At 44.7% G+C, this 14,477-nt stretch carries 18 protein-coding genes; 2 read left to right on the top strand and 16 right to left on the bottom strand.

Annotation, left to right across the window (positions count from 1 at the left end; genetic code table 11):
- Positions 1–219 (top strand): hypothetical protein (locus QVA83_RS10620; RefSeq protein ID WP_287498455.1); only part of this gene is annotated, 219 nt, incomplete at its 5' end.
- Positions 220–322: 103 nt separating this feature from the next.
- Here QVA83_RS10620 and QVA83_RS10615 read toward each other — a convergent pair.
- Positions 323–1,522 carry a cyclic di-GMP phosphodiesterase gene (locus tag QVA83_RS10615; RefSeq protein WP_287498454.1) on the bottom strand — a complete coding sequence of 400 codons (1,200 nt, stop codon included), beginning with the start codon at positions 1,520–1,522 and terminating at the stop codon, positions 323–325.
- A gap of 67 nt (positions 1,523–1,589) precedes the next feature.
- Positions 1,590–1,928: an MGMT family protein gene (locus QVA83_RS10610; protein WP_156079080.1), complete on the bottom strand. Its 339-nt coding sequence runs from the start codon at positions 1,926–1,928 to the stop codon at positions 1,590–1,592.
- Between the two features lie 79 nt (positions 1,929–2,007).
- Between QVA83_RS10610 and QVA83_RS10605 the strand changes: the two genes are divergently transcribed.
- Positions 2,008–2,589: a tRNA-uridine aminocarboxypropyltransferase gene (locus QVA83_RS10605; protein ID WP_014951445.1), complete on the top strand. Its 582-nt coding sequence runs from the start codon at positions 2,008–2,010 to the stop codon at positions 2,587–2,589.
- A gap of 23 nt (positions 2,590–2,612) precedes the next feature.
- Here the strand turns inward: QVA83_RS10605 and QVA83_RS10600 are convergent, their stop codons facing one another.
- The 14 genes from QVA83_RS10600 to rsmG form a co-directional block, all read right to left on the bottom strand.
- Positions 2,613–3,212 (bottom strand): glutathione S-transferase family protein, encoded by a 600-nt coding sequence (locus QVA83_RS10600; protein WP_014977837.1) that lies wholly within the window; start codon positions 3,210–3,212, stop codon positions 2,613–2,615.
- A 163-nt stretch (positions 3,213–3,375) separates the two neighbouring features.
- Positions 3,376–4,362, bottom strand: coding sequence for a hypothetical protein (locus QVA83_RS10595; RefSeq protein WP_039228875.1), 987 nt, complete (start codon positions 4,360–4,362; stop codon positions 3,376–3,378).
- A 199-nt stretch (positions 4,363–4,561) separates the two neighbouring features.
- On the bottom strand, positions 4,562–4,975 hold the full coding sequence (locus QVA83_RS10590) for a F0F1 ATP synthase subunit epsilon (RefSeq protein ID WP_014951448.1): 414 nt from the start codon (positions 4,973–4,975) through the stop codon (positions 4,562–4,564).
- Positions 4,976–5,035: 60 nt separating this feature from the next.
- On the bottom strand, positions 5,036–6,421 hold the full coding sequence (gene atpD / locus QVA83_RS10585; RefSeq protein ID WP_014951449.1) for a F0F1 ATP synthase subunit beta: 1,386 nt from the start codon (positions 6,419–6,421) through the stop codon (positions 5,036–5,038).
- A gap of 33 nt (positions 6,422–6,454) precedes the next feature.
- Complete coding sequence (gene atpG, locus QVA83_RS10580; RefSeq protein WP_012520217.1) at positions 6,455–7,315, bottom strand: F0F1 ATP synthase subunit gamma; 861 nt, start codon at positions 7,313–7,315, stop codon at positions 6,455–6,457.
- A gap of 58 nt (positions 7,316–7,373) precedes the next feature.
- The gene (atpA, locus tag QVA83_RS10575; protein ID WP_014951450.1) at positions 7,374–8,915 is read right to left on the bottom strand and encodes a F0F1 ATP synthase subunit alpha; all 1,542 of its coding nucleotides are present in this window, start codon (positions 8,913–8,915) and stop codon (positions 7,374–7,376) included.
- A 13-nt stretch (positions 8,916–8,928) separates the two neighbouring features.
- Positions 8,929–9,462: a F0F1 ATP synthase subunit delta gene (gene atpH, locus QVA83_RS10570; RefSeq protein WP_014951451.1), complete on the bottom strand. Its 534-nt coding sequence runs from the start codon at positions 9,460–9,462 to the stop codon at positions 8,929–8,931.
- Positions 9,463–9,476: 14 nt separating this feature from the next.
- Positions 9,477–9,947 carry a F0F1 ATP synthase subunit B gene (gene atpF / locus QVA83_RS10565; protein ID WP_014951452.1) on the bottom strand — a complete coding sequence of 157 codons (471 nt, stop codon included), beginning with the start codon at positions 9,945–9,947 and terminating at the stop codon, positions 9,477–9,479.
- Between the two features lie 45 nt (positions 9,948–9,992).
- Entirely contained in the window at positions 9,993–10,214 is a 222-nt protein-coding gene (atpE, locus tag QVA83_RS10560) for a F0F1 ATP synthase subunit C (RefSeq protein ID WP_012520222.1), read from the bottom strand.
- Positions 10,215–10,313: 99 nt separating this feature from the next.
- Positions 10,314–11,147 carry a F0F1 ATP synthase subunit A gene (gene atpB / locus QVA83_RS10555; protein WP_012520223.1) on the bottom strand — a complete coding sequence of 278 codons (834 nt, stop codon included), beginning with the start codon at positions 11,145–11,147 and terminating at the stop codon, positions 10,314–10,316.
- Between the two features lie 101 nt (positions 11,148–11,248).
- Positions 11,249–11,635, bottom strand: a complete 387-nt coding sequence (locus tag QVA83_RS10550) for an ATP synthase subunit I (protein WP_014977839.1) — start codon at positions 11,633–11,635, stop codon at positions 11,249–11,251.
- Between the two features lie 206 nt (positions 11,636–11,841).
- Entirely contained in the window at positions 11,842–12,720 is an 879-nt protein-coding gene (locus QVA83_RS10545) for a ParB/RepB/Spo0J family partition protein (RefSeq protein ID WP_014951454.1), read from the bottom strand.
- A 45-nt stretch (positions 12,721–12,765) separates the two neighbouring features.
- A complete protein-coding gene (locus QVA83_RS10540; protein WP_014951455.1) occupies positions 12,766–13,560 on the bottom strand; it encodes a ParA family protein in 795 nt (264 codons plus the stop codon).
- A 35-nt stretch (positions 13,561–13,595) separates the two neighbouring features.
- Positions 13,596–14,231 carry a 16S rRNA (guanine(527)-N(7))-methyltransferase RsmG gene (gene rsmG / locus QVA83_RS10535; protein WP_014951456.1) on the bottom strand — a complete coding sequence of 212 codons (636 nt, stop codon included), beginning with the start codon at positions 14,229–14,231 and terminating at the stop codon, positions 13,596–13,598.
- Positions 14,232–14,477: the final 246 nt, after the last annotated feature.

The following is a 14,477-nucleotide window of genomic DNA, read 5'->3' as shown; positions in this document are numbered from 1 at the left end:
AATATTGATGAGTTGCATTTATCCATTGCCACTCTCAATAAGCTCAGTGTTAGTTTTGCATTAAACAACTACAGTGATAGCAATAAGCGTTCCACTGGCAAATATTCTGTATATAAGCAACAACGAGTATCTGAGCGCCACGAGTTCGCTTCCTGCTTAACTTTTTCTAAAAATCAGCACTCAAAGGCACTACAGCACTTCATGTTTAGAGGATTGTAGGACATCAAACCTGAACGTTAGCTAAATGAACGTTGGAATAAAGAAGAAAAAATGCGTTGGTACACAGTGTAAATACTACACTGTGTTGCTAAAAAGTAACGTTTTAGCCTATTGAAACTGAACGCTCAAAAAATGCGTTCACATCAATATTATAGTCAGACGCTATGACGGCTTTGTTGATACTGACTGTTTTATCCGATGATAGGTCAACATCTTTCGGCGTTAGATAGTGGTTACTGCGAACCGAATAAAAAACCTTTACGAGTGGCGTAAGTGGGGAGTCTCTCTGTTCAAGCACCATCGCTAATTTATCATTTGATAATAGAACTAGGCTCCCTACGGGGTATACGCCCAGACACTTTATAAACTGTTGAACAAGTGACTGGTCAAGACGCGTTGGCGCATCACTCATCAAAATAGAGAATGCCTTTTGGCTAGACATACCGGCCTTATACACCCGGTCCGCGGTGAGTGCATCGTACATATCGGCAATGGCAAGCATTCGGCCCGCTTGGCTAATATCCTCACCTTTGGTCCCAGCAGGGTAGCCCAAGCCATCCAATCGCTCATGATGCTCACTAATCGCTTGAATCAGTGGCTGCGCAATTTCCGTACTTTTTAAATAGTCGACCCCGTGCTTTACATGACCTTTCATGATCTCCATTTCACTGTCCGTAAGGCGGCCTGGCTTATGAAGAATTTCATCTGGAATTTTGATTTTGCCCAAGTCGTGTAGAAAGCCAGCATAGGAAAGGTGTTGCACTTCTTCTTCAGACATCCCTAAATACTTGCCAAAATTGGCGAGTAAAATAGCGACGTTCAGAGAATGCTCTAGTAAATAGTCGTCTTTTTCTCGAATTTTAGTTAGACAAAGCAACGCATCGGGGTTTCTATCTACCGACTCGACTAACTTATTTGAAAATGCTTTGGGAATACTCGCATCAAAAGGCGTCTCTTTTTGTACATTGGCAAGTAACAACTTTTGAATTGCCTTTCCTTGCTCGTGAAGCTTTGCGGCTCTTACCAGCTCATTTTCGAGTGATATCTTTTTTGATTTTACCGGTTGATTAGAAGACGAGTTTTGGTGCTTTTCCACAGTAGCCAATGAACTAGGTTGCTCAACGTTAAACGCCTTATCTGTATCAATGGCGAGGGTTTTCACACCTCGCTTTCTAAGTGTTTTAACCACGTCATCAGACGTAACGCGGCCTTGGCTCGTAACCCTCAACGCACCTTTTTGCTCTAAAATTTGATGAACAAACATGCCTGGCACTAACTGATCAATAGTAATCTTTTTTATCATCTTATATGCACTGCACTATATTAATCGCCATATATTTGCTAACTGCTTTCGTATAAAAAGTGAAAGCTCAGTACTCTAACTCTACTAGTATAGTGTGTAAATCTGGCTTCCAACCAAACTTCGTCATATTCACTCGGTAGTTTTTAACGACCACACCTTCCTCTGCTAATCGCTTTCGCTGCTCATCCGCTTTATCAGAGCCAGCAGGAAAAGCAATTTTACCGTCAGCACGTAGTACGCGATGCCAGTGGCAGTCAGCATTTATCTCTCTTAAACACTTTCCCATCATTCTAGCTCTGCCGGGTAATCCACACAGGTCAGCGAGCAAGGCGTAACTTATTACCTGTCCCTCAGGCACTAAAGAAAGCGTTTTCTCTACTCGAGATTGTACTGCTTCATTCGGCATGTTGTATATTATCCTATCTATTAAGTTACTTAGTTAATAAGTGCGATAAACGTTCAAAAGAGAATAAAGAAATTCAGTTATGCGCCTTTATTGTGAACACTGTGGATATCCTCAAAAAACCTGTATTTGCTCTCACATTAACACAGTAGATACATCGTTAGAGATTGTGATAATTCAACACGAAAAAGAAGCACTTCACGCCAAGAATACGGCGCGCTTAGTTTCATTGTGTATTCCTTCGACGCGAATCATACTTGCTAATGATGTCGTCGCTATGCAATCCCTATCCGAACACTGCTCACGTCGACATTCAGTGCTTGTTTACCCAAGTGAATGCAGTACACCGATAGAAAATGTCGATGCCGTTGCACGTTCTGAGATCACAACGCTAATTCTAATAGATGGAAGTTGGAAACAAGCATTTGGTCTAGTTAAACAGAACCCATGGTTAACAAAGTTACCAGCGTTTCACTTCATTTCTGCACCCACTTCTAACTATGCTATTCGTCATACCACATTAAGCAATGCACTTTCCACGCTAGAAGCAACAGCTTATGCACTACAGTGCTTAGATCAAATCGACGTTTCTGGGCTTTACAGAGCACAGAGAGCCTTACAAGATAAGTGGCAAGGCCCTATGTCACATAGAAGGCATTTCTAGCGTAGAACTTCGTTTAGCGCACATTACGCGTTCATGGGAATGAAGCCCTTTTGATCTTTGACTAAACTTATCCAATTTCGAATGGCGGGATAGGCGGAAAGGTCAAACCCGCCCTCGTGGGCAACGTGGGTATACGCAAACAATGAAATATCCGCAAGAGTTAACGTGTCACCTAGCAAAAACGGCGTAATTTTAAGTTGATGCTCCATGACAGCTAGTGCACGATATCCACCCGCTTGTTTAGATTCGTACTCCGCTTTCCTGTCCTCGGGTAGCCCTAAATAAACATTGATGTAGCGAGCAACGGCGATATAAGGCTCGTGACTGTATTGTTCGAAAAACTGCCACTGTAAAAGTTGCGAAAAACTATAGGGAGAAGAGGGGATTAAAGGAGTGTTAGATGCCAGGTAGTGCATGATGGCATTGGATTCTGACAACACCCTGCCGTCGTCTAGTTCAAGCAACGGAATTTTCCCATTAGGGGTCTTTTCTAGAAAAGAAGGAGCGCGTGTTTCTCCTTTCATAATGTCCACATCAATCCATTCGCAAGTTTTACCTAACAAAGAAAGAAGCAGTTGGAGCTTGTAACAGTTTCCTGAACGCGTGTCGCCGTATATTCGCACAATGATATCTCTATGACCTAAGAAGATTTACCATACCAACGCAATGTGAATACGACAATTATTAATAGCTGTTAGGGTGCGAGAAGGAATTAAGCGAGCCTTGTCTAGATACCACATAGACCGCCGCGAAAAGATAAGGCTAAGAACAACAGACCCGAATAGACTAATGATAGCGAGGGAGTTGAATTAACCATTCAACAATGAACAATAGAACCCATGAAATCGGTATTAACGCAATACACGCAGCCACTCTTGCCTTATCTCTTGGGGCAAAAACCCGCGCCCCCATTTTTAAGACTCGTTCTTTTTCGCTTTCTAGTTGCTCAATTGACGCAGCTGTAGAGAATTCTTCGTGCTTTGCACATCGTTTAATACCGTCTTCTATGTTTTCCTCTAGGTGCAGAACAGCAGCTTTCTGCTCTTTCTCAAGCATACTTTTAAGCTTTATTACCGGCCAAAATAGATAAACGCTCACTATCCCCGTGAAGAACGTCACTACTAGTACATCAATGGAAGGAATGTCTTTTTTCAACCAAAAGATAGGAAAGATGGCCAGTGCCCCCATCGCAAATATGCTGTTAGTTGTTCCTAATTTTAAAATCGTCATGATGGACTTAAGTCGGTCAATATTTCCACCGGCTTGGGGCAAAACTTTAGAAGTTAGGTACTTAATGTTGGAGGAGATCTGAAACAAAAATAAAATGGCCAAGAACCAAAAGGGGACGGCTGTGGCCGTTAAGAATAAAACGTGTATTTCTTGTTTTACCGTGATCAATCCTTCGAATATGCAGTACACAATCGTGATCATAATAGAAATGATGATTGCATTGAAAATATGGTGTCTAAATTCAATGGCGAGTTCTCGCCTATGCGCCGAAAACTGACTAAGCTGATTGGTTTTTACAAGCAAAGAAATAAGGGTGCTAGCCACGTTTTGATGCATTAAACGAAGCGCAAACCAAAAGTATCCTGTAATAAGCGACATACCAATAGCAGAGTTGAAGTCGCGCTGTGCACGTACATTTCCCACTTCAGGCCAATCTAACGCACCCGTAAAATAATGCACTGAAAGTAAAATCAGTGTTGTTAGCAGAGGAAAAAATCCAATAGAGGCACCTTTGTGCATGTTGGAATACGGGTTAAGCTTCATTTCTATAATTCGTTACAGGCAAAGGTGGCACTAGAATTAGCGCCGATTACGTTTTAATTTAAATCGGTTAAAACGCTCTAACGATAAGCTTTGTGTAGTGCGATAGCAATAAAAATAAACGTAAGAGAATGTGAACGACCACTTTTCGTTCGGCAATAAAAAACCCGCCATTTGGCGGGTTTTTTCAAAGCTGTGCTTTTTACTTGCGTAACTTCTGAATAAGACGAAGTTGAGCAATAGCTTCTGCAAGCTCGTGAGCTGCTTCAGCGTAGTTAAAGTCAGCGCCTGGGTTGGCGATGTGCTCTTCTGCACGTCGTTTGGCTTCTTCTGCTGCCTGCTCGTCAAGATCTTCAGCTCGAACCGCGGTATCAGCCAGTACGGTAACATTGCCAGGTTGTACTTCTAGTACACCACCTGCAACATAGATTACTTCTTCTTCACCGTGCTGTTTAACCAAACGCACCATACCAGGTTTAATAGCAGAGATAAGTGGCGCGTGCCCTGGGTGAATACCCAGCTCACCTTCGCTACCTGTCACCTGAATCGCTTCAACGCGACCTGAGAAAATCGCTTTCTCCGCGCTTACTACGTCCAAATGTACTGTCATTGCCATGTGAACCTCCTGATTAGGTACGTTAGCATGATGCTAGGCTAGCAACTGCTAGCCCTGTCATTATGCTTTCTTGGCTTTCTCTAGCGCTTCTTCGATAGAACCAACCATGTAGAAGGCTTGCTCTGGAAGGTGATCGTACTCACCGTCTAGGATGCCTTTAAAGCCACTGATTGTGTCTTTTAGCGATACATATTTACCAGGTGCACCAGTAAATACTTCTGCTACGAAGAACGGCTGAGATAGGAAACGCTGAATCTTACGAGCACGTGATACCACTTGCTTGTCTTCTTCAGATAGTTCGTCCATACCTAGGATCGCGATGATGTCTTTCAGCTCTTTATAGCGCTGAAGAACAGTCTGTACGCCACGTGCTACGTCATAGTGCTCTTGACCAATTACTAGCGGGTCTAGCTGACGAGACGTTGAATCTAGTGGGTCTACCGCAGGATAGATACCAAGAGACGCGATATCACGAGAAAGTACTACCGTTGCATCCAAGTGAGCAAAGGTTGTCGCTGGAGATGGGTCAGTCAAGTCATCCGCAGGTACGTATACCGCTTGGATTGAAGTGATTGAACCTGTCTTCGTTGACGTAATACGTTCCTGAAGTACACCCATCTCTTCTGCAAGAGTAGGCTGGTAACCTACCGCAGATGGCATACGACCTAGAAGTGCTGATACTTCAGTACCTGCTAGGGTATAACGATAGATGTTATCTACGAAGAATAGAACGTCACGGCCTTCGTCACGGAACTTCTCAGCCATTGTTAGACCGGTAAGTGCAACACGTAGACGGTTACCCGGTGGCTCGTTCATCTGACCGTATACAAGCGATACTTTATCAAGTACGTTTGATTCGTTCATTTCGTGATAGAAGTCGTTACCCTCACGCGTACGCTCACCAACACCCGCGAATACTGAGAAACCGCTGTGCTCGATTGCGATGTTACGGATAAGTTCCATCATGTTTACGGTTTTACCTACACCCGCACCACCGAATAGACCAACTTTACCACCCTTAGCGAATGGGCAAACCAAGTCGATTACTTTGATACCAGTTTCTAGTAGTTCTACCGAGCTAGACTGATCTTCGTAGCTAGGCGCTTCACGGTGAATAGACATACGCTCTTCTTCACCAATTGGACCTGCTTCGTCGATTGGGTTACCCAATACGTCCATGATACGACCAAGTGTCTTCGTACCAACTGGAACCATGATTGGGTTACCGGTATTTTCTACTGCAAGACCACGTTTTAGTCCGTCAGTAGTACCTAGTGCGATGCCACGAACAACACCACCACCTAATTGCTGTTGCACTTCCAGGGTTAGACCTGACAAGTCACCTTCGGTAACTCGTAGTGCGTCATAAACTCTTGGTACCGCATCTTGTGGAAATTCAATATCCACAACGGCGCCAATGATTTGGACGACCTTACCTTGACTCATAATTTGTCCTCGTTATCTCTTTTAAACCTTTGCCTACACCGCTGCGGCACCGCTCACAATCTCACTGATTTCTTGTGTGATTGCAGCCTGACGCGCTTTGTTATATACCAGTTGTAACTCATCAATGAGGTTACCGGCGTTGTCGGTTGCTGCCTTCATGGCAACCATTCGCGCAGCTTGTTCTGACGCCGCGTTTTCTACAACACCCTGATACACCTGAGACTCAATGTAACGAACCATTAGTGCTTCCAAAATTTCTTTTGGATCTGGCTCGTAGATGTAGTCCCAACGATGTTGATATTCTTCGTCTTCTGACTTTGGCAAAGGCAATAACTGATTGATCACAGGTTTCTGTGTCATGGTGTTAACGAAGTCATTGAATACCAAGAATACTCGGTCAATTTGTCCTTCGTCGTACGCTTTAAGCATAACGCGTACAACACCCACTACATCGCTCACAGACGGCTTGTCACCTAAACCAGATTCAGCAGCAAGCAACTTGCCACCAAAGCGGTTGAAGAAACTGCACGCCTTAGAACCTAATGCAGCGAAATCCACTTCTACACCCTGTTCACGCCATTTTTTGACGTCTTGAGTGACGAGCTTAAATTCATTGGTGTTCAAGCCACCACATAAGCCTCGGTCAGTGGAAATCACAATGTAACCGACGCGCTTGACTTCACGCTCTTCCAAATAAGGATGGCGATATTCAAGGTTACCGTTTGCAATGTGACCAATCACTTTAAGCATATTTTGTGCATATGGACGGCCAGAAGCCATGCGTTCCTGCGCCTTTTTCATTTTAGACGCAGCAACCATTTCCATCGCACTGGTAATCTTCTGAGTATTTTTGATACTCCCAATCTTACCTTTTATTTCTTTACCGCTGGCCATGACTATCTCTCCGATTACTCAACGAATTGCGCTGGTGGTTAAACACCAGCACCATTGATTACCAAGTTTGTGTCGCTTTAAAGTTTGTTAAAGCGTCGTTCAACTTAGAGGCAATCTCGTCGTTGTAGTTACCTGATTCGTTGATAGTCTTCATAAGGTCAGCGTGTTCGCTGTTCATGTAAGAGTGAAGAGCGGCTTCAAAATCTAGGATTTTGTTAAGCTCGATACCCTTAAGGAAACCTTTTTCTACCGCGAACAGAGATACACCCATATCAGCAATTGAAAGTGGTGCGTACTGCTTCTGCTTCATTAGCTCAGTTACGCGCTCACCGTGCTCAAGTTGCTCACGAGTTGCATCATCAAGGTCAGAAGCAAACTGCGAGAACGCCGCAAGTTCACGATACTGAGCTAGGGCTAGACGGATACCGCCACCCAACTTCTTGATGATTTTAGTCTGTGCAGCACCACCAACACGAGATACCGAGATACCAGCGTTAACCGCTGGACGGATACCTGCGTTAAACAAGTCAGTTTCTAGGAAGATCTGACCGTCGGTAATTGAGATTACGTTAGTTGGTACGAATGCAGATACGTCACCAGCTTGCGTTTCGATAATTGGAAGCGCAGTCAATGAACCTGTCTTACCTTTCACTTCGCCGTTTGTGTAACGCTCAACGTATTGTTCGTTTACACGTGCAGCACGTTCTAGTAGACGTGAGTGAAGGTAGAATACGTCACCTGGGTAAGCTTCACGGCCTGGTGGACGCTTAAGTAGTAGTGAGATTTGACGGTAAGCAACAGCTTGCTTAGACAAATCATCATATACGATTAGCGCGTCTTCACCGCGGTCACGGAAGAATTCACCCATAGTACAACCAGAGTAAGGCGCTAGGTATTGAAGCGCTGCAGACTCAGATGCAGATGCTGCAACCACGATAGTGTGGTCAAGTGCACCGTGCTCTTCTAGTTTACGTACTACGTTAGCGATAGTAGATGCTTTCTGACCAACCGCTACGTACACACACTTAATGCCTGTACCTTTTTGGTTGATGATAGCGTCAACAGCCATTGCTGTTTTACCACACTGACGGTCACCGATGATAAGCTCACGCTGACCACGACCTACTGGGATCATGGCGTCAACTGACTTATAACCAGTTTGTACTGGCTGGTCTACCGATTGACGCTCGATTACGCCAGGTGCAATTTTTTCAACTGGTTCGAAACCAGCTGCATCGATTGCGCCTTTACCATCGATAGGCTCACCTAGTGTGTTTACAACACGACCTAGTAGTGCGTTACCTACTGGTACTTCAAGAATACGACCAGTAGATTGTACTTTATCGCCTTCTTTAAGGTCCGCATAAGGACCCATAACAACTGCACCTACAGAGTCTCGCTCAAGGTTTAGTGCAATTGCGTAACGGCTTCCAGGAAGCTCGATCATTTCACCTTGCATTACATCTGCAAGGCCATGAATGCGGATAATACCGTCAGTTACTGCGACGATAGTACCTTCATTACGTGCTTCACTGCTTACATTGAACTGTTCAATTCTTTTCTTGATCAGTTCAGCAATTTCAGTGGAATTAAGTTGCATGCTCTTATCCCCGTTATGCTTGCAACGCGTCTGCTAGACGGTTCAATTTCGACTTTACGGAACCATCAATAACTGTATCGCCGGCATTAATTACCATTCCAGCGATCAGGGCAGGGTCCACGTTACAATTAAGCTTCACTTTACGTGCCAAACGTTTTTCCAAAGATGCAACCAACTCATTTTGTTGCGCATCAGTCAGCGTAGATGCTGAGGTTACGTCCACTTCTATTTCTTTGTCGTAATCTGCTTTAAATGCATCAAACAAAGTAGAAATTTCAGGCAACGCGGCTAAACGTTTATTCTCAGCCAAAACCTTAACCAGGTTTTGGCCGTGTTCGTCGAGTTGCTCACCACAAACATTGTTAAAAATGTCGGCAAGCGTGTCAGCGGCAACCGCACCAGACAAAAGCTGGTGCATGTCATCGTTCGCTGCTACAGCGCCTGCAAAGGCGAGCATTTCTTGCCATTTTGCAACGGCGTCTTTCTCGACAGCAAAATCGAAAGCAGCTTTAGCATAAGGACGAGCAACGGTTGTCAATTCAGACATGGCTCATCTCCCTATTAAAGCTCAGCGACAAGTTTTTCAACAATGTCGTTTTGTGCGTTTGCATCGATTTCACGTTGTAAGATTTGCTGTGCGCCAGCTACTGCAAGTGCAGAAACCTGCTTGCGCAAATCTTCTTTGGCACGATTGCGTTCAGCTTCAATCTCGGCATAACCAGAAGCGATAATTTTTTCGCGTTCCGCATGGCCTTTTTGCGTTTCTTCGTCAACCAATTGGTTGGCACGCTTTTTAGCCTGCTCGATAATTTCAGCTGCTTGCGCTTTCGCATCTTTCAATTGCTCAGTAGCTTTCGCTTGAGCAAGCTCTAGGTCTTTCTCTGCACGCTCAGAAGCTTCAAGCCCATCGGCAATTTTCTTCTGACGTTCTTCAATCGCTGCCATTAGTGGAGGCCATACATATTTCATGCAGAACACCACGAACACAGCGAAGGCGATTAATTGACCAATAAAAGTGGCGTTAAAATTCACAATCGCCCCTCCTCTTAAAGTTCGCTAAAAAAGTGTTTAGTAGAATTAGGCACCAACAGCGAACAATAGGTATAGAGCGATACCAACACCGATCATCGCGATGGCGTCGATAAGACCCGCTACGATGAACATCTTAACTTGTAGTTGAGGTGCTAGTTCAGGTTGACGAGCAGCAGATTCAAGGAATTTACCACCTAGTAGACCGAAACCAATAGCGGTACCTAGGGCACCAAGACCAATCAGTAGTGCAACAGCGATGTATAACATTTACGTCTCCGATTTAAGTTAAATTTAAAGTTAATGTTTAAAAGTCAAACTCTGTAAAAACGGTGTCGATTAAAAATCAAAACCGACACCCGTTAATGCTTAGTGGTCTTCACACGCCAGGCTTAAGTACACGATGGTAAGCATCATGAAAATAAACGCTTGAAGCGGAAGTACCAGAATATGGAACACAGCCCACATGAAGTGCAGTGGAAGCTGGAAATAACCAATTGTAGCAATCAAAATGAAGATTAGCTCACTGGCATACAAGTTACCGAACAAACGCAGTGCTAGTGAAAGCGGACGCGCGAGCAAAGTAACGGTTTCAAGAATAAAGTTCACCGGAATAAAGATAGGGTGACCGAAAGGCTGCATAGTAAGTTCTTTCGCAAAACCACCGATGCCTTTCATCTTGATTGAGTAGAAAAGAATAAGAATAAACACGCCTGAAGCCAGTGCGAACGTCAAATTAAGGTCAGTGGTTGGAACTGCCTTATTGTAAACGTCGTGTGGATCCATGCCAAAAGCCGCTTGGCCGATAAGACCAGATACCCATGGAATAAGATCAACTGGCACCAAGTCCATAAGGTTCATTAGCAATACCCATACAAAGATAGTCAGTGCTAATGGCGCGATAAGTGCGCTCTTACCGTGGAAGGTGCTTTTAACGTTGTCGTCAACAAACTCAACAACTAGCTCAACAAACGCCTGCATTTTGCCAGGTACGCCGGTTGTTGCTTTTGAAGCAACGCTTCTAAAGATGATTAGGAAAAGAAGACCAAGACCGATAGACCATGCCAGTGTATCAACATGCCATGCCCAAAAACCGGCGTCAGAACACGCTTTGTTAAAAGCAATTCCGTTGTCAGTTGAGCACATGGTGGCATTGGTCAAGTGGTGCTTGATGTATTCTGAGGTAGTGTATTCAGATGCCATTGTTTAACCCAAGTTGTAAAGTGTAAAAATTTGGTGACTGGTTCTTTTGTCTCAATCGGTCGAATACGTTGTTTTCGTTATCGCAACGCCTCGCGCTGTCTTTATTCTTTCGTACCGTAATGAAACATGGCTAGCCCGTGGCTAGCGGTTGTAATCACAAATGCCATGAAAATCTCTAATGGCGCGGCGTTTAAGCCTTTAAAAGCAATTACAAATAAAATGATTGTCAGTGCCAGCTTCAATTTTGAGCCTTGGCTAAAACTCCGTGCAACAAGGTCGTTTTTACTGGCACCTGCGTAACGAAACGCAAAAGCCATAAAAACACTGTTCGGCAGAATGCTGATTAAAGCGCCTGCCGCTGCCGACATGGCGGAATGACTTCCTCCTGCGGCGCCTGCGAAAGCGGTAACGACTAGGGCCGTGACAGCCTGAAAAAGTAGCCCTTTCTTGGCGAGGTCTAACCCGCGTTTTGCTAACTTGTTCGTCACTTTTACTCGCAGCTTGTTCACGTCTTACAAAAAGCGTCAGAAGTATACTGTTTTACCGACAATTTTCAACAGTACAACGCTTTTTGAAAGTTATTCTGAAAATTTTCTATTGCTATAACCGGAAAGGAGAGTGTCCGGCGTTTGCACCGAACAGCGTATCAATTGCGGGTAGGCAAAGGGAGCTTCTCTAGTAATTTTATTTTAAATTATTGAATTTTAGAGATAATTCCATCTAATTGTTCAAGGTCGCTAAAGCTAATTGTCAGCTTGCCTTTGCCTTTCGCATTGTGGTCAATACTCACAGGTGTGCCTAAATTTTCTGAAAGTCGTGTCATAAGGTTTTGCACATCGGGATCAACTTTCTTCTCAGGCTTAGGTTTAGCTGGCTCCAAAAGCTTTTTAACAAGCTTTTCTGTATCGCGCACGGTAAGACCTTTGCCCGATACTACTTGCGCCGTTTCTGACTGGGTATCACCTTCTAGCGCTAACAGCGCTCTAGCGTGACCCATTTCAATATCGCCATGCTCGACTAACAGTTTCACGTCGTCGTTCAAATTATTCAGACGAAGTAAATTTGTCACCGTGGTGCGTGATTTGCCCACCGCTTCGGCCACTTCTTGATGAGTAAGCGCGAACTCGTTCATTAAACGGTCAAGGGCTTGTGCCTCTTCCATAGCATTTAAATCTTCACGCTGGATATTTTCGATAAGGGCAATGGCCACTGCCGCTTCGTCAGGCACGTTCTTAACCAAACAAGGCACTTCGTCTAGCTGTGCCAGTTGTGAAGCTCGCCAGCGACGTTCACCGGCAATGATTTCGTAGCGGTGCTCGTCGACTTTTCTCACTACGATAGGCTGAATAATACCTTGCGCACGAATGGACGATGCCAATTCTTCTAATGCCTCAGGTGACATGTCTTTACGAGGCTGATACTTGCCCGGCACTAAGTATTCAATAGGGAGCTTGCTTAACTCACCGTTAGTTGAATTTACCTCGGCGGCATCTTGTTCTTTTTGAGCAGATGATTGGCTGGTTGCGAGTAGCGCATCTAAACCGCGGCCAAGGCCTCTTTTACGTGCTGACATAGTGTCCTCTATGGCATGTGCTGATAGTGTTCAGCTTATTGTCGTTTAACTTGCTTTTGCCTGTGCAGGCGTTGTTTTGTCCCTACGACGCAGTATTTCACCCGCCAGTGCCAGGTAAGCTTTAGCCCCTGTCGATGACTTATCATAGTACATCGCTGGCGTACCGAAGCTTGGTGCTTCAGCTAGGCGAACATTGCGCGGAATAACCGTGCGATAAACCTGCTCACCAAAATGGCGCTTCAACTGTTCTGAAACGTCGTTAGCAAGGCGGTTACGCGGGTCGTACATAGTACGCAATACGCCTTCAATCTTCAATTCTGGATTCACCACGGACGCCAACTTTTGAATGGTATCCATCAGGGCAGTGAGGCCTTCTAGTGCGTAATATTCGCACTGCATAGGCACCATTACCGAATCGGCAGCCGCCAGGGCGTTCACAGTTAACTGGTTTAGCGAAGGCGGGCAGTCGATAAAGACAAAATCGTAGTAATCCATAACGGGCTTCAGCGCGTTGCGAAGCCTTACTTCACGGGCAAACATTTCCATCAGCTTAATTTCTGCTGCGGTTACGTCACCGTTCGCTGCGATGAGGTCATACTTGCCGCTTGTCGCTTTAACGATAACATCGTTAATTGGCTTTTCTTCAATCAACAATTCAAATGCCGTAGATTCAACGTCGTATTTGTCAACGCCGCTTCCCATGGTCGCATTACCTTGTGGATCGAGATCAATCAGCAACACCTTACGCTTGGTTGCTGCCATTGACGCTGCCACGTTAACTGCAGTGGTTGTTTTTCCAACACCACCTTTTTGATTCGCGATCGCGATTACCTTAGCCACGTTAGATCCTGTTCTCGTCTATTTCTATTTTTCGGCTATTTCTTTTTTAGCCAAACCAGATGTCGTTCGCCTACCAAATTTGGCACAGTGAGGTTTTCCGTTTTGCTCACATGGAAGTGATCACTCACTTCGTCTATCTCATCTTGTGGAAACTGACCTTTAAGCGCCAAAAATTGACCTTCTGAATCTACCAGATGCTGACACCAGTGCAACATATCTTTTAGCGAAGCGAAAGCTCGGCTTAGCACAATATCGTAAGGCGTATCGCCATTGTGCTCTTCAACGCGGCTTTGCACAGGAGTTACGTTAGTTAATCCAAGCGTGTGCACACATTGGGTCATAAACCGTACACGCTTGCCCAATGAGTCAAGCAATGTGAATGATTTATCTGGAAACGCGATTGCCAACGGCATACCTGGAAGGCCAGGGCCCGTTCCAACATCAATGATATTGTTACCATCAAGAAAGGGCACAATCGCCAGCGAATCTAGAATGTGTTTCACCATCATTTGCTTAGGATCGCGCACAGAAGTCAGGTTGTACGCCTTATTCCATTTGTCCATAAGCAGCACATAGTCAACTAACTGCTGCTGTTGCTTATCACTTAAATCTAGTGAAAGGGCATCGAGTCCAGACACCAAAATGGTGTGCAATTCTTGCTGTATCGTCATCGAAAAATCTGTCTGTTCGCGTTAATGTTTTTTGCTCTACACAGTCCATACCATAAACACGCGTGGCGAATCGTTATTTGCCGCTCATTTACAGCCGTTTGTTACTGCAGCTCTTCATGCTCGATACAAGTGCGCTTGAAAAATGCACCTGAATTCATCAAAGCCGCACAACGAACGTAAATTGGTGAATTGGGACGGTGTGAAAAGCGCCGAGTTTTTCTAGTTTTCGCGTTGTTTAAGCGATTA

This window comes from Alteromonas sp. AO-Serp (genome assembly GCF_017849675.1).
In the GTDB taxonomy this organism is placed as follows: Bacteria; Pseudomonadota; Gammaproteobacteria; order Enterobacterales; family Alteromonadaceae; genus Alteromonas; species Alteromonas macleodii.
This window is presented reverse-complemented; position numbering and strand designations above follow the sequence as displayed.

Excerpts from the sequence above, each read along its gene's own strand:
- rsmG (WP_014951456.1), bottom strand. The coding sequence starts at position 14,231 with ATGACGATACAGCAAGAATTGCACACCATTTTGGTGTCTGGACTCGAT.
- QVA83_RS10610 (WP_156079080.1), bottom strand. The coding sequence starts at position 1,928 with ATGCCGAATGAAGCAGTACAATCTCGAGTAGAGAAAACGCTTTCTTTA.
- atpH (WP_014951451.1), bottom strand. The coding sequence starts at position 9,462 with ATGTCTGAATTGACAACCGTTGCTCGTCCTTATGCTAAAGCTGCTTTC.
- QVA83_RS10615 (WP_287498454.1), bottom strand. The coding sequence starts at position 1,522 with ATGATAAAAAAGATTACTATTGATCAGTTAGTGCCAGGCATGTTTGTT.
- QVA83_RS10605 (WP_014951445.1), top strand. The coding sequence starts at position 2,008 with ATGCGCCTTTATTGTGAACACTGTGGATATCCTCAAAAAACCTGTATT.
- atpE (WP_012520222.1), bottom strand. The coding sequence starts at position 10,214 with ATGTTATACATCGCTGTTGCACTACTGATTGGTCTTGGTGCCCTAGGT.
- QVA83_RS10590 (WP_014951448.1), bottom strand. The coding sequence starts at position 4,975 with ATGGCAATGACAGTACATTTGGACGTAGTAAGCGCGGAGAAAGCGATT.
- atpD (WP_014951449.1), bottom strand. The coding sequence starts at position 6,421 with ATGAGTCAAGGTAAGGTCGTCCAAATCATTGGCGCCGTTGTGGATATT.
- atpG (WP_012520217.1), bottom strand. The coding sequence starts at position 7,315 with ATGGCCAGCGGTAAAGAAATAAAAGGTAAGATTGGGAGTATCAAAAAT.
- atpB (WP_012520223.1), bottom strand. The coding sequence starts at position 11,147 with ATGGCATCTGAATACACTACCTCAGAATACATCAAGCACCACTTGACC.
- atpA (WP_014951450.1), bottom strand. The coding sequence starts at position 8,915 with ATGCAACTTAATTCCACTGAAATTGCTGAACTGATCAAGAAAAGAATT.
- QVA83_RS10595 (WP_039228875.1), bottom strand. The coding sequence starts at position 4,362 with ATGAAGCTTAACCCGTATTCCAACATGCACAAAGGTGCCTCTATTGGA.
- QVA83_RS10545 (WP_014951454.1), bottom strand. The coding sequence starts at position 12,720 with ATGTCAGCACGTAAAAGAGGCCTTGGCCGCGGTTTAGATGCGCTACTC.